8 protein-coding genes and 1 pseudogene are annotated in these 15369 nt (G+C 49.8%); 4 read left to right on the top strand and 5 right to left on the bottom strand.

Annotation, left to right across the window (positions count from 1 at the left end; all coding sequences use genetic code 11):
• Positions 1–69: 69 nt before the first annotated feature.
• Positions 70–273, bottom strand: a pseudogene (xseB, locus tag AC5JMP_RS16360) (exodeoxyribonuclease VII small subunit); the annotation flags it as partial.
• 190 nt (positions 274–463) lie between these two features.
• Positions 464–1708 carry an exodeoxyribonuclease VII large subunit gene (gene xseA / locus AC5JMP_RS16365; RefSeq protein ID WP_495852548.1) on the bottom strand — a complete coding sequence of 415 codons (1245 nt, stop codon included), beginning with the start codon at positions 1706–1708 and terminating at the stop codon, positions 464–466.
• 396 nt (positions 1709–2104) lie between these two features.
• Between xseA and recA the strand changes: the two genes are divergently transcribed.
• The 3 genes from recA (at position 2105) to treY (ending at position 8653) form a co-directional block, all read left to right on the top strand.
• A complete protein-coding gene (gene recA, locus AC5JMP_RS16370) occupies positions 2105–3187 on the top strand; it encodes a recombinase RecA (protein ID WP_495852549.1) in 1083 nt (360 codons plus the stop codon).
• Between the two features lie 515 nt (positions 3188–3702).
• Positions 3703–5541: a malto-oligosyltrehalose trehalohydrolase gene (gene treZ, locus AC5JMP_RS16375; RefSeq protein WP_495852550.1), complete on the top strand. Its 1839-nt coding sequence runs from the start codon at positions 3703–3705 to the stop codon at positions 5539–5541.
• Between the two features lie 196 nt (positions 5542–5737).
• Entirely contained in the window at positions 5738–8653 is a 2916-nt protein-coding gene (gene treY, locus AC5JMP_RS16380; protein ID WP_495852574.1) for a malto-oligosyltrehalose synthase, read from the top strand.
• A gap of 97 nt (positions 8654–8750) precedes the next feature.
• Here treY and clpB read toward each other — a convergent pair whose 3' ends face one another.
• From clpB to gnd, 3 genes are all read right to left on the bottom strand, one after another.
• On the bottom strand, positions 8751–11378 hold the full coding sequence (gene clpB, locus AC5JMP_RS16385; RefSeq protein WP_495852551.1) for an ATP-dependent chaperone ClpB: 2628 nt from the start codon (positions 11376–11378) through the stop codon (positions 8751–8753).
• A 456-nt stretch (positions 11379–11834) separates the two neighbouring features.
• On the bottom strand, positions 11835–12128 hold the full coding sequence (locus tag AC5JMP_RS16390) for a hypothetical protein (RefSeq protein WP_495852552.1): 294 nt from the start codon (positions 12126–12128) through the stop codon (positions 11835–11837).
• A 400-nt stretch (positions 12129–12528) separates the two neighbouring features.
• The gene (gnd, locus tag AC5JMP_RS16395) at positions 12529–13941 is read right to left on the bottom strand and encodes a decarboxylating NADP(+)-dependent phosphogluconate dehydrogenase (protein WP_495852553.1); all 1413 of its coding nucleotides are present in this window, start codon (positions 13939–13941) and stop codon (positions 12529–12531) included.
• Between the two features lie 187 nt (positions 13942–14128).
• Here gnd and cbiB point away from each other — a divergent pair, with 187 nt between their 5' ends.
• Entirely contained in the window at positions 14129–15124 is a 996-nt protein-coding gene (gene cbiB / locus AC5JMP_RS16400; protein ID WP_495852554.1) for an adenosylcobinamide-phosphate synthase CbiB, read from the top strand.
• Positions 15125–15369 lie beyond the last annotated feature (245 nt).

The raw sequence follows: 15369 nt of genomic DNA on the forward strand, positions 1-15369 counted from the left end.
GGCGGCCCCACCCCCCCCCCAACAAAAAATCCTCACCCCTTAAGAACTACCAATTTTCCGAGCTAGGTTCTAAAATCCCTCCGGCTCATCGACTAGGGTTTCAATCAGTAAGTCAACCTGCTGCTGCTGCTGCATGAGAAACGCCTCACATTGTCGCAACTGCTCCATGGCTGCCGAGAACTGATCGAAGACATCTGCAAGTTCTAGTTCGCCCAACTCAATGCGGCTGATAATAGTTTCAATCTCAGCAACCGTCTTCTCATAGCTCCAATTCGGTAAAAGGTCAGTCTTTTCTGGCGCTGCCTTTCCACTTTTTGATTTTTTACCCTTTAACTTCGTGCCTTCTAAATTTGTGTCTAGGGCTAAATTTGGCTCTAGGGTATTGACGTTCTCCAAGGCAGTGGGCGGAGAGATTGATAATTTTGATAAGTCTGACGAGTCGTTCATATATTTTGAATAGCACTTAATTTATTTCAGGCTCTAATATTTTAGACACCGTCACCTTTGCCTGACCTTGAGCCAGCCTTAAGGTCAGCTCTTGTCCTACGGCAAGTTCAGCGATCGTCCTCACCACCGTTCCATCGGTCTGTCGCGCTACGGCATAGCCCCGCCTCAAAACAGCTTCTGGATCAAGCGTAATCAGCTGTTGCCGCAGCAAATGGCAGTGTTGATGGGCAGACTGCAAGCGGTGGTTTGTGTTTTGCATAAGGCGCTGCCGCAACCAGGAAAGCGTCTGGGTTTCTTGCTGAATTTGGCGATCGAGATTCAGGCGTTGCAGCCTTCCACGCAGGCGATAGAGACGATCGGCGGCAGTATCCAAGGCACTAAGCACACTCTGACTCAGGGCGTGGGCGCGTCCCCGATGCTCAGTGATGAGATTTTCTAGGAGCGGTACTGCCTGAGCTGCTGCCGCTGTTGGCGTATGGGCACAAATGTCTGCCGCCAAATCGGCTAGGGACTCGTCGCGCTGATGCCCAATGCCAGCAACGACGGGAATGGGACATTCAGCGATCGCCCGTACCACCCGCTCGTCGTTAAAGCACGCCATATCTTCAACGGCTCCGCCGCCTCGCGACAGGATTAGCACCTCAGCGCGTCCGTCTCGAATCACGCGCTGCATGGCCTGGACGATGGCTGCCGGAGCCTGATCGCCCTGAACTAAAGCTGGAGAAAACAGAACCCGAATGCCAGGGCAACGCCGCTTTAGCGTACGCTGAATATCTCCCCAGGCGGCAGCTTGCGGCGAAGTGACTACGGCGATCGTCTGAGGATAGGGGGGCAAGGGACGTTTGCGATCGAGGTCAAATAGTCCTTCTACTTCTAGCCGTTTGCGGAGCTGACGGTAGCGAAGCGCCCGGAGTCCCTCGCCTGCGGGCAGAGCTTGCCAGACAACAAGCTGATAGGTGCCTCGCTGGGGATGCAAATTCACGCGACCCAAAATGATAAACTGCTCCCCCTGCACAGGTAGCGTTGCCAGTCGATTCAGCTGATTATTCCAAACCACACAGCTAATGCTGGCTTGCGCATCTGGGTCTTGCAGATTAAAAAACAAGCCGCTTTTGTAGCGAGTGGCGCTAGAAACTTCTCCCGTTACCCACACCTGCCGTAACTGGCTGTCTTGCTCTAGCAAAGCCTGAATATAGGTCGTCAGTCCGGCAACAGAGAGCGCTGTATCGGGTATGAGCAGGCTAGGAAGGTCAGAAGTCATGGGTTAAATCTGTTGAGTTTCTGAAGTTCCAGCTAAGTTATAGCAACCGCCAAGGCGATTAGGACGGGAACATTTAGGGTGGGGCGCTTCGTGCCCACCCTAAATGTCCTCAGCAAACTGGCGACAGCTACAAAACCTTAGCCAAATTATTGGGAGTAGCTAAATCTAGCCAAATTTAGTACATTTGTTTAGTACATCTGTATGGTTGTCTCAAAAAAGATTACCATAGTTAGTGGATAGGGTTGACTTTGCCTTAGGGTAACTATACTGGCTCATAACGGACAGTAAGCTGGACTGCATTCTGCTGGTTTCCACAGGTTTACTGGGCTGTTGAAACTGGGCTGCTGTAAACGGATACAAATTATTAATTTCGCAAAATCTTGCGTTGAGGGATGAATGGCTAAAACCAGCAATGAGAGTTCCGAGAAAGAAAAGGCTCTAAATTTGGTGCTAACCCAAATCGAGCGCACCTTTGGCAAAGGGACAATTATGCGGCTGGGAGATGCCACCCGCATGAAGGTAGAAACCATCTCTACTGGAGCGCTAAACCTGGATTTGGCTCTAGGGGGCGGCTTACCCAAAGGTCGGATTATTGAAATCTACGGGCCAGAAAGCTCGGCAAAAACCACTCTGGCGCTTCACGCGATCGCCGAAGTGCAAAAAATTGGCGGTGTGGCAGCATTTGTTGACGCAGAACATGCGCTAGATCCTATGTACGCAGCGGCATTGGGCGTTGATATTGCTAATCTGCTCGTTTCTCAGCCTGACACCGGAGAGGCGGCGCTAGAAATTGTGGATCAACTGGTGCGATCGACCGCCGTTGATCTGGTAGTGGTGGACTCGGTTGCCGCTCTAGTTCCCAGAGCTGAAATTGAGGGCGAAATGGGCGATGCTCACGTCGGCTTGCAGGCACGCCTCATGAGTCAGGCATTGCGGAAGATTACGGGCAACATCGGCAAAACGGGCTGTAGCGTCATTTTTATCAACCAGTTGCGCCAAAAGATTGGCGTTTCCTACGGCAATCCTGAAACCACGACAGGCGGTAACGCGCTCAAGTTTTACGCCTCGGTGCGGATGGATATTCGCCGGATTCAAACCCTGAAAAAGGGCAACGAGGAGTATGGGATTCGAGCCAAGGTCAAGGTGGCAAAAAACAAGGTGGCTCCGCCCTTCCGTATTGCTGAATTTGATGTGATTTTCGGCAAGGGAATTTCACTTCTGGGCGTTCTTATCGACATGGCTGAAGAGACGGGGGTCGTGTCGCGTCGGGGAGCTTGGTACAGCTACAACGGCGACAACATCAGCCAAGGACGCGATAATGCCATCAAGTACATGGAGGAAAATCCTACCTTCACGAAGGACGTAGAGAAGCTTGTGCGAGAGAAGCTGGAAATGGGAGCAATGGTTTCTGCAAACTCTGTGACTCCAATATCGGTAGAAGAAGTTGACGGTGACGAGGACTTTGTTGAAGAAGAATAGCGATCGCCCTTAACTGTCATACATGACCATCGCCGCACCTATTTTGCTTAGGAGACTTTGAGTGGCTCGCCGCTCAAAGTCTCCCAGCCTTGGCGTGAGCACAGCTATGTAACCTGGCTAGTAGGGGATAAGTTTTTGTTTGGATTTGATCCAAGTGAAACGACACTGAACAGAAGAAGATAAAAAAGTCTCCGAGGCTTGATATGGCAAATTGAGCCATAATCCTCAAGTTTTCAAAGTGCTGTTCTAGAGATGCTGTTGATTTTTTGAAAGGGGCGCTCTCTGCCCTTTCAAAAAATCAACAGCACATTTGAAACACTACCAAACAGATCTGTGAGTGCAGCTCATAGTACAGAATTATTGATACAGCGCCGCTTGCAAATACCCCGTGGAACCTCTCTGTCGTTCGATAGATCTTAGTTGTACTTTTGTGAATGATATGGCTATTAAATAGTAAGGGCTTTACCTCCCTTATCTATAAGAGTCCCGAACACTTCATAAATTTTCTCCTAGCTATGCAAGTAGGCTCCTGGTATCACGGCAATGGTCGCTGTACATTCACCGTCTGGGCACCTCTCCTAGAACAGGTTTCTGTTCACATTGTGGCTCCCAAAGAGCGCTTTATCGCCTTAGACCGCAAGTCTCAGGGGTATTGGCAAACCACACTGGAAGATGTTGAACCTGGCACTTTGTATTTTTATCAGCTCAATGGGGAGATCGATCGCCCTGATCCAGCTTCTCAAGCCCAGCCTGAAGGAGTTCACGGTGCTTCGGCGGTAGTAGATCATAGCTTTGAATGGACAGATGCTTCCTGGCAAAATTTGCCCTTTGCTGAGATGGCGATCTACGAGCTGCATGTGGGCACTTTTACGCCAGAAGGCACTTTTGAAGCCGCTATTGCTCGCCTGCCAGATTTGAAGGAATTGGGCGTTACGACGATCGAGCTAATGCCGATCGCCCAATTTCCCGGTTCACGTAACTGGGGCTATGATGGCGTTTATCCCTATGGCGTGCAGATGTCCTATGGAGGTGTGCAGGGTCTAAAGCGGCTGGTCAATGCCTGTCACGAGCAGGGAATGGCAATGTTTCTGGACGTGGTTTACAACCATTTCGGGCCTGAAGGCAATTACATCTGGAGCTTTGGTCCTTACTTTACTGAAAAATACAAAACGCCCTGGGGCAATGCCATCAACTTTGATGATGCCTACAGCTATGGCGTTCGCAACTACCTAATTGAAAATGCGCTGTACTGGTTCCAGGAATGTCATATTGATGGTCTACGGCTAGATGCGTCTGACAACTTTTTTGATTTCGGGGCAAAGCATTTCTTGCGAGAGCTGGCTGAAGTAACAGAGCAATTCTCTCAGCGGCAGGGACGCAAATTTTATCTCACTGCCGAGAGCGATTTAAACGATCCGCGCTGGGTACGCCCGATCGCCGCAGGTGGTTTTGGATTGGATGCTCAGTGGAATGACGATTTTCACCACGCTGTCCATGCTTTGGTAACGAGAGAATCCTTCGGCTATTACGGCGACTATGGCAGACCAGAGCATCTTGCCAAAGGCTATGCTAAGAATTTTGTGTACACTTGGGATTACTCAGAGCTACGCCAGCGGCATCACGGTAGCGATCCTTCTGACTGTCCGTCCAGCAAATTTGTTGTGTTTTGTCAAAACCACGATCAGGTAGGCAATCGGCTAAAGGGCGATCGCCTCTCTCACTTGGTTTCCTTTGAGGCACAGAAGCTAGCGGCAGCATCTGTGTTGCTGTCTGCCTCGGTACCACTCCTGTTTATGGGTGAGGAATATGGTGAAACTTCGCCGTTTCTCTATTTTGTCAGCCATAACGACCCGGACTTAGTGGCTGCCGTACGGAAAGGCAGAAAAGAAGAGTTTGCCGCTTTCCATGCTGAGGGTGAAGCAGATGATCCACAGTCGGAAGAAACTTTTGAGCGCAGCAAGCTGAACTGGAATTTGCACCAGCAAGGACAGCACCAAATGCTCTGGCGCTTTTACCAAGCGCTGCTGAAGTTACGAAAACAGGTTCCGGCTCTAGCAAATCTCGATCGCCACACTTTAGAAGCTCTCGTTAGTGAAGAAGATCATCTGATTAAACTGCGGCGGTGGTGCGGCAATAGTCAGGTTTTGTGTTTGCTAAACTTCAATACCCAAGAAGTTGAGACAACTCTCACTTTACCCCCCGGACTCTGGAAAAAACTGCTCGACTCCACAGACACCCTCTGGGGAGGCAGTGGCTCAGAATTGCCGGAGATGATCCCAACCCAGAGAGGCATTGTCTCACAGCAGATCCTGAAGCTTCAGCCCCAAAGTGTGGTGATTTATGAGCAAGGATGAGGACGATCGCAACTTTAGCCACAGACTTCAAAGAGTTTTTGTTCTAAAGTGAGAATCTCCCCTAAAGTGTGAGATTTGTATGTGAGTTCCCTGTTTCATTAGATAGATTTGTGTACCACACCAGAGTTATGGCTAGGGATACAAGACGGCAAGCCCCCGGTCATTCAAGATAAGCAGAAAGCCTAAATCCATCATGATGCAAATTCCTCTAGCAACTTACCGAATTCAGTTCAGTGCTGCCTTCGATTTTGATGCAGCCAAGGCGATCGTTCCTTATCTCAATGAATTAGGAATTTCTGACCTTTATGCCTCCCCCATTTTTACGGCTCGTCAAGGTAGCACCCATGGCTATGATGTGGTTAATCCGCTACAAATTAATCCGGAGCTAGGCGGGTTAGAAAAGTTTGAACTCTTGAGTCAGGAATTACAACAGCACAAATTGGGTTGGCTTCAAGACATTGTGCCCAACCATATGGCGTTTGATAGCCAAAATCAAATGCTAGTGGATGTGTTGGAGAATGGCCCTGACTCTCAATATCGCAACTTCTTTGATATCGACTGGAACCATCCCTATGGCGGCATTAATGGGCGAGTTTTAGCTCCGTTCTTAGGAAAATTCTATGGTGATTGCTTAGAAAGTGGTGAGTTGCAAATTCAATATAGTCAGAACGGGCTATCTATTCACTACTATGGGCTGAGTTTTCCACTGCGGATCGAATCCTACGGTCAGGTTTTGATGCATGACTTAGGACGCTTACGGGACAAAATTAGCCGGAATCATCCAGATTTTGTTAAGTTCCTAGGCGTTTTGTATGCACTAAAGTACATTCCTTCAGGTGAATCAGGTCGAGAGCGCTATGACCAGATTAACTTTATTAAAAGTATGCTGTGGGAACTCTGGCAAGATAGTCAGGAAGTCAAGCAATACTTTGAAGCCAACATCGATCTTTTTAATGGTGAAACGGGTAAACCAGAAAGCTTCAACCTGCTGGATAATTTGCTATCGGAGCAGTTTTTTCGCCTCTCCTACTGGAAGGTAGGGAATGAAGAACTCAACTACCGCAGATTCTTTACCGTCAATGAATTGATTTCCCTTCGAGTTGAGGATCAAAAAGTTTTTGACACCATTCATGGTCTAACTTTGCAACTTGTGGAAGAGGGGAAAATCACGGGGCTGCGGGTTGATCATATTGATGGTTTATATAATCCAGGTCAATATCTTAACCGTCTGCGGGAACATTCTCCAGAGGTCTACATCACCGTCGAAAAAATCCTTGAACCCCATGAAGAATTGCCCCTAAACTGGCCGATTCAGGGAACGACAGGATATGACTTTATGAGCAAACTCAACTGTTTGTTTTGTCAACAAACTTCTGAAGCTGAGTTTGACTCTATTTATTATAATTTCATCGGCAAATCTACCTCTTGCGAAACGCTGATTGACGAAAATAAGCGGCTGATGATTGGGAAGCATTTGGCGGGCGATATTGATAACTTGGCTCATCTACTAAAATTGATTTCCGATCGCCATCGTTACGCCAGCGATTTCACCATGTATGGTCTTAAGCGAGCCTTGGTTGAGATTCTGGCAATGTTCCCGATCTACCGAACTTACATTAGCCGAGAAGGTTCTCGTAAGGCAGATCAGGAATGTATGAAGCAGGTAATGCAACGCGCCCAAGAAAACGCACCTAGCTTTGTCAACGAGCTGTCTTTTATTGAGAAGTTTCTACTGCTCGACTTTGATGATCACCTGAGCCATGAAGACAAAGAGCTGTGGATGCATTTCTTGATGAGAATGCAGCAGTTCACGGGACCTCTAATGGCGAAAGGGGTAGAAGATACTGTTTTCTATGTCTATAATCGCCTAATTTCTCTTAATGAAGTTGGCTCTAGCGCCTGTCAGTTTGGAATCTCAATCGAAGAGTTTCACAACTTTAATCAAAGCCGATCGGCACAGTGGCCCCACGCGCTCAGTGCCAGCGCTACCCATGATACTAAGCGGGGCGAAGATGTGCGTGCCAGAATTAACGTGCTGTCAGAACTTCCTGAAGAATGGCAGGAGCACCTGAAGAATTGGAGCGCCATTAATGCCCCTTTGAAAGACAACGTGACCTTGAAAGATAGTGTGACTCTGAAAGATAACCTGCACAGCTTACGTATCCCGACCGCAAATGATGAGTATTTGCTATATCAGGCTTTGCTCGGATCTTTTCCCTTTGACGAAACAGAGTATCCACAGTTTATCGATCGCATCAAAGATTACATCATTAAGGCGATTCGAGAAGCAAAGGTTAACAGCAACTGGATGCGTCCTGAGACAGCCTATGAGGAAGGCTTTACAAAGTTTATAGAGCGAATTTTGGAGAATACGGAGAGCAATCTATTTCTTCAGACTTTCAAACCTTTTCAACAGAAAATTCAGCATTACGGCATTTTGAACAGTCTGTCTCAAACGCTGCTCAAAATTGCTTCTCCAGGTGTTCCAGATTTCTATCAAGGAACCGAACTCTGGGATCTGAGCTTAGTTGATCCAGACAATCGCCGCCCAGTAGATTTTAAGCTTCGCCTAGAATATTTGAAGGAGATCAAGTCAAAGATCAAGGGCAAGTCAAAGGGTAAAGGCTCCCTTTTAAGCTACATCGCCGAGATTTTGAAAACTCCAGAAGATGGGCGCATCAAGCTTTTTCTGACCTACCGAGCCTTGCAGATTCGTCAAACTTATCAGGAGATGTTTCGGCGAGGCGGCTACGAGAAATTAACGGTCTTGGGAAGCTTAAAAGCTCACATTGTGGCGTTTGCCAGAGATTTGGGAGAGACTCGCATGATCGTCATTGTTCCGCGATTTCTCACATCATTGGTCAAACAGGGAGAATTTCCCTTGGGGGAGCAGGTCTGGCATGAGACTAGAATTGTCCAGCCACCCGGATCTTCTTCAGTTTGGCAGGATGCAATTACGGGTCAGTCGATTGAGGCAGAAGACACACTCTGGCTAAAGGAGATTTTGACTCACTTTCCGGTAGCGCTGTTGATTGGCAAGATCGAAGCAGGGTTTACTATGGCTCCAGCGATCGAGACTTTAGCCGTGGAGCCGTTAGAGTTTGGTCAATAAACCTCAGCAGCCGATTTGGTAGCAGCCAAAAGTAGAGGAATACCCGATTCGCTTCTCCTTTTGAGGAGAAGCGAATCGAGTGATCCAGAGCCTGAGTTTACACCTGAGTTTGCAGAGCCTGAGTTGCCATGCTCTTGAAGGCAAGCCGCTCGTTCTGGACATCAACAACGATCGTGTCACCATCCACAAAGTCGCCGCGCAAAATCGATTTTGCGATCTGCGTTTCTAACTCACGTTGGATAGCGCGTTTCAGCGGACGAGCACCAAACACCGGGTCATAACCGACCTCGGCAAGAAAGTCGAGGGCAGCATCCGAGAGATGTAATGTCATCTTGCGATCGCTCAGCCGTTTTGCCAAACGCTGTACCTGAAGCTGGACGATGCGGCGCAGCTCCGATTTTCGCAGGCTGTGGAAAATGATCATCTCATCAATCCGGTTGAGGAACTCAGGGCGGAAGCTCGATCGCATCGCCTCCATCACCCGCGATCGCATTTCTTCGTAGCGGCTGTCATCACCCGACACGTCCAAGATATATTGTGAGCCGATGTTGCTAGTCATGATGATAATGGTGTTCTTGAAGTCCACCGTTCGACCTTGTGAGTCGGTCACGCGACCATCATCTAAGATTTGCAGCATGACGTTAAAGACATCGGGGTGCGCCTTCTCAATTTCGTCAAACAGGATGACGGCATAGGGGCGACGACGCACAGTTTCAGTCAACTGCCCACCTTCTTCGTAGCCGACATAGCCAGGAGGTGCGCCAATCAGCCGAGAGACTGCGTGTTTTTCCATGTACTCCGACATATCAATCCGCACCATTGCCTCTTCGGTGTCGAATAGGTAGGCCGCAAGCGCCTTGGCGAGTTCCGTCTTACCCACGCCCGTAGGTCCTAGAAAAATGAAGCTGGCGATCGGTCGATTAGGGTCAGCGAGTCCAGCGCGGGAACGCTGGATGGCATCGGCTACTGCCGTGACGGCTTCATCTTGACCAACAACGCGATCGTGCAACTCATCCTCTAAGCTCAGGAGTTTCTGCATCTCGGAAGCGACCAGCTTGCTGATGGGGATACCCGTCCATTTGGAGATAATTTCGGCAATGTCGGCTTCGGTAACTTCTTCCCGTAGGAGAGATTTGCCTGTGGTTTGGGTTTGGGTGAGCCTAGCCTCAGTGTCTTCTAGCTCTCGTTGCAGATCGGTGAGCTGACCATAGCGCAGTTCTGCCGCCCGGTTCAAATCATACTCGCGCTCTGCTTGGGGGATATCGACATTGACAATGTGATCGATCTGCTCTTTGAGCTGCTTACGGCGATCGAGGACTTCCTTCTCAGCTTGCCACTGGGCTTTAAGCGTGTTTCCAAGTTCGCTAAGGTCGGCAATTTCGCGATCGAGCCGTTCTAGCCTTTCTCTAGAAGCTGCATCGACTTCTTTTTGAAGCGACAGACTTTCCATTTTCAGCTGAAGCACTTTCCGCTCGACCTCATCTAGCTCTTCAGGCTTAGAGGTCGTTTCCATTTTCAACTTAGCCGCCGCTTCGTCTACTAGATCGATCGCCTTGTCGGGCAGGAAACGATCGCTGATGTAGCGATTGGACAGCGTTGCCGCAGCAACCAGAGCATTATCAGAAATTTTGACGTTATGGTGCGTTTCGTAGCGATCTTTTAGCCCACGCAGAATCGAAATCGTGTCTTCAGGGCTGGGCTGATCGACATAGACCTGCTGAAATCGCCGCTCTAACGCCGCATCTTTCTCAATATACTTGCGGTACTCATCCAAAGTCGTTGCCCCAATGCAGCGCAGTTCACCCCTTGCCAACATTGGCTTCAGCAGGTTTCCGGCATCCATTGAGCCTTGGGTGGCTCCGGCTCCTACCACCGTATGAATTTCGTCAATGAAGAGAATAATTGCGCCAGCAGATTCAGTTACTTCTTTGAGAACGGCCTTAAGGCGCTCCTCAAACTCGCCGCGATATTTAGCCCCGGCGATCAGCGCCCCCATATCTAGCGAAATCAACTTGCGGTCTTTCAGCGATTCAGGCACATCGCCATTGATAATCCGCTGGGCTAACCCTTCCGCGATCGCCGTTTTGCCTACGCCTGGTTCGCCAATCAGCACAGGATTATTTTTGGTGCGCCGAGACAAAATCTGAATCGTGCGGCGAATTTCATCATCTCGTCCAATCACCGGATCGAGCTTACCCTGCCGCGCTGCCGCCGTTAGGTCGCGCCCATATTTTTCCAGCGCTTCGTATTTACCTTCAGGATTCTGATCAGTCACTTTTTGATTGCCTCTAATCTGTTCCACTGCGGTCTTAAGCTGTTTATCGTTGAGCTTAAATTCTTGAAATAAACCTTTTCCAAAGCGATCGTCTTTGGGATATGCCAGCAGCACATGCTCAATAGAGATAAACTCATCGCCGAACTCCTTGCGAGCCGACTCCGCCCGATCGAGCAAAGTGTCAAGCGATCGCCCTAAATAAACAGAGTCTCCTGCTCCTGATATTTTGGGCTGACGACGCACAAAGTCTTCGGTATAGTCGCGCACACGCCGCACATCTGCCCCTAGCTTATTGAAGATGCTAGTTGCTAAGCCTTCCTGCTCTAGCAGTGCCGCCATCAAATGCTCAGATTCAAGCTGCTGATGCTGTGCCTGCTTCGCGATCTCAGGAGTGCGGGCGATCGCTTCCCAGGCTTTTTCGGTAAATTGATTAGGGTTAGTAGGTTGCATAAGTTTTCAGTCTTAGAGAGTAAGCTGCTTTGGGCTTCGCATCTGAACCAGCGACAACCCAAAATTGGAATATATATGCGTCTTGCATTCATTGTATTGATTTAGCGACCTTATACAGGATCGGGCTTCCCCCCTGGGACGATCGCTTTGCCGCCTATCTCTTACTCCTTCTCGGCTGAGCTGCACAGGGCATTGCTTCATCCGGCTATAAATCAGCAACGCCACCGTACAGGACATGGGTGCGACGAGGCACCTGCCAGCCCATTAACCTTTGTTTGTAAGCGAGGTATGTTTGTAAGCGAGATATTCCGCGTTCTGAGCGGTAAAGCGATCGTTTTATGAGGCTCGACAGGGCGATCGCATTGAGTAACGCATTAAGTTTAAGGAGGAAAAGCGCTAGAGCTTAATCCTGACCTTTCAGTAACTTCCCAAGACTGTCCGTATCCATCCAAGGTCTTAAGCAGAGATCTGGTAGCCCAGCGTAGGTGAATCTGGGGGTTCAGCAGGCATTAACTTAGGATGACGTAGGCTAATCCACAGGCTGTAGCTATTTTCTGCCGCAGTCACCGCAACAGGAGCCTGTTTGCCTAGTTTACAGGCTTGAAGATACAGGGAAGCCCGATCGCTCGGTTCTACGGTCTGCGATCGATAAAACAGTTCGCCCTCATAAGACATGCCGTCCTGAACAGAGCCGTTAAACCAAAACTTGAAAAGGTGACACTCTTCTTCTGAGATTACGGGAGGCAGCACGGCAGATCTGGGTGTTGAGTAAAGGTTTGGACTGAAAATTTGATCCAGGATTATGCACGAAATAATCCACAGAGTTGTCTCTTCTGTGACATTCTCAGTATAGCCACGGTTACTTTCACTGCCTAGATGAAGCAAATGGTCTTTAACAGTCTCAACAGAAATTAATTGTGCTTAACGATAAAGCCACCTGTAGCGCTGATCCAAAGATGTCTAAGGATACAGTTCAACAGGCGGCGATCGTTAGGACTCAAACTTTCTCGACGTTACCTTTTATGGCTGTACTCACAGTAATTCTTGGAGTAGGGGCTTAGCACTGCTAAGCCCCTACTAAGCCCCTACAGCGGATCGGTTGTGCAGGTTATTTGATCCACGATCCTAAACCTGATGATTAAAGCTATGGCTAGAACCAATCGGCATGAGAGAACTCGCCTCTGGGCTTGTCAGTGCGCTCATAGGTGTGTGCCCCAAAGTAGTCGCGCTGAGCCTGAGTCAGGTTTTGGGGGAGGCGATCGCGACGGTAGGTGTCAAAATAGTCCAGCGACGCGCTAAAGGCAGGGACTGGAATACCCAACTTGGCAGCCGTCATCAAGACCTCTCTCCAAGCATCCTGGCGATCGAGAATCGTCTGCTTAAACTCAGGAGCCAGCAGCAGGTTAGGCAACTGCGGATTCTCATCAAAGGCACGCTTGATCTTGTTAAGGAAGCGGGCGCGGATGATACAGCCGCCCTTCCAGATGCGGGCACATTCGCCCAGATCGAGGTTGTAGCCATACTCCTGAGATGCCTTTGCCAAGAGCGCCATTCCCTGCGCGTAGGAGCAAATCTTGGAGCAGTAGAGGGCATCCCGCACTTTGGTAATGAAGGCAGTGGCATCGCCCTCATATTTGCCCGTTGGCCCCGTTAGCTCCTTAGAGGCAGCAACCCGCTCTTCTTTGATGGAAGACATAATCCGGGCGTTGACAGCAGCAATGATAGTGGGAATGCTGACTCCCAAATCCAGCGCTGTTTCAACCGTCCAGCGCCCGGTGCCTTTTTGTCCGGCAGCGTCAAGGATCACATCCACCAGAGGCAGACCTGTTTCGTCGTCCATCTTGGTGAAGATACTGGCAGTAATTTCAATCAGGAACGAATCCAGCTCGTCGGTAGTATTCCACTCCGCAAAGACTTCATGAAGCTGGGTGTGGCTAAGACCGATCGCATTTTTCAGCAAATCGTAAGCTTCGGCAATGAGCTGCATATCGCCATACTCAATGCCGTTGTGCACCATTTTGACATAGTGACCTGCGCCACCTTTGCCAATGTAGGTAACGCAAGGGCCATCATCCACCTGTGCCGCAATTTTGGTGACGATCGGCTCAATTTCGTGATACGCCGCCTCTGTGCCACCCGGCATCAGGCTGGGTCCATTGAGCGCGCCTTCTTCGCCACCGCTCACGCCCATGCCAATGAACCGAAGCCCGGTAGACTCCATTTCCTTCACGCGACGCTCAGTATCGGTGTAAAGCGAGTTGCCGCCATCAATAATCATGTCGCCCTCTTGCAACAGAGGCTTCAATTGGTTCATCACGGCATCGACAGGAGCACCCGCCTTCACCATGATCAAAATCTTGCGAGGGCGATCGAGAGATTCTACAAATTCTTCAATTGTGTAGGTAGGCTTGACGTTTTTGCCCCCCGCTCGATTTGCCATGAAGGCATCGGTTTTATCACGCGAACGGTTATACACTGCGATCGGGAAACCATTGCGCTCAATGTTTAGCGCCAGGTTTTCTCCCATTACCGCTAGACCAATCAAACCAAAACTTTGTGCCATAGGACTCTGCTGATTCTCCGCTTACTCTGGACAACGCTGTGGAATCTCGGTAATCGTTAGGGGCTAACAGACCCACACTTCACTACAGAGTAGTCAACTTTTGGAGAAAGGCAAGCTTACCGAAAGGTTTTCTTTATGCCAATGTTCTTATGCTGACAATTGCCCCCTGAATTTTGGATTTTAGATTTTGGATTTTGAAATCAATCCCGCAATACACCCTAGAACTCTGGTGCTGGCGATCGCCGCCCTGCTGGACTATCTAATTGGTGATCCCTGGAACTGGCTACATCCGGTTCAGGTCATGGGTTGGTGCATCCAGCACTACACCCAACCCTGCCTAAAGCATCTATCCTCTCCCAGGCTGCTGAGAATCGCAGGAGTGGGGCTGGCGATCGCTCTGATTCTGGGCAGCGGTAGCGTAGGCTGGCTGCTAGTGTACCTTGCGAATCTTGTTCACCCGATCGCAGGCGTCATTACAGAGAGCATTTTGCTGGCAAGCTGCTTTGCCGGACGCAGCCTCAGAGATGCCGCCAATCAGGTACTCCAGCCGCTTTCACAGGGCAACATAGAAACGGCACGAACCCAGCTCAGCCGCTATGTAGGACGCGATACCGAAAATCTGTCTGAGGCAGACATTCTCAGAGCCGTGCTAGAAACCGTGACTGAAAACGCGACGGATGGCGTAATGGCTCCCCTGTTTTATGCGATCGTCGGCGCATTTTTTCCCATAGGCAGCGTACCCCTTGCCCTAGCCTACAAAGCAGCCAGCACCCTAGACTCCATGGTCGGCTATCGAGAGCCGCCCTACACCCACATCGGCTGGTTTAGCGCTCGACTAGAAGACAGCTTAACCTGGCTACCCTGCCGCCTAACGGTGCTGACTTTAGCATTACTATCCGGCAAGCCCTGCCAGGTCTGGCAACTCTGCCAACGCGATGCCCCTCAAGATCCCAGCCCCAACGCCGGATGGAGCGAGTGCGCCTACGCAGCGGTTTTGGGAGTGCAGGTAGGCGGCTCCAATCAGTACAAAGGCATAACCAAACACAAGCCCCTACTGGGCGATGCGACCCGCCCCATTACCGCCGATGTCATTATCCAAGCAACTCAACTCACGCGACACAATAGCTTGATTTGGTTAGGAGTAGCGATCGCTACCCTCCAACTTCTTAGCACCATAAGTTGATACCAAGGATGCTGTAAAATCCAAACCTACTGCGACCCAGCAATGCAAAGCGCTCCCTCAGTCCCACCTACAAACTCATCTGGAGGGGGGTCGGGGGACGCAGCCGTCCCCTGAGTTCGGGGGTTTGGGGGTCGCCCCCAAGGATCGGATTTAGGCATCATCCACACACAACAGAAAATTGAAAGGAAAAGACAATCGCCAAAAGCCATCAAAGCTTTACCCCAGAAAAACCGATACAGTAGATT

Source organism: Drouetiella sp. (assembly GCF_059504425.1).

Coding starts and splice junctions, on each gene's coding strand:
- treY (WP_495852574.1), top strand. CDS start 5,738: ATGCAAATTCCTCTAGCAACTTACCGAATTCAGTTCAGTGCTGCCTTC.
- treZ (WP_495852550.1), top strand. CDS start 3,703: ATGCAAGTAGGCTCCTGGTATCACGGCAATGGTCGCTGTACATTCACC.
- recA (WP_495852549.1), top strand. CDS start 2,105: ATGGCTAAAACCAGCAATGAGAGTTCCGAGAAAGAAAAGGCTCTAAAT.
- clpB (WP_495852551.1), bottom strand. CDS start 11,378: ATGCAACCTACTAACCCTAATCAATTTACCGAAAAAGCCTGGGAAGCG.
- gnd (WP_495852553.1), bottom strand. CDS start 13,941: ATGGCACAAAGTTTTGGTTTGATTGGTCTAGCGGTAATGGGAGAAAAC.
- xseA (WP_495852548.1), bottom strand. CDS start 1,708: ATGACTTCTGACCTTCCTAGCCTGCTCATACCCGATACAGCGCTCTCT.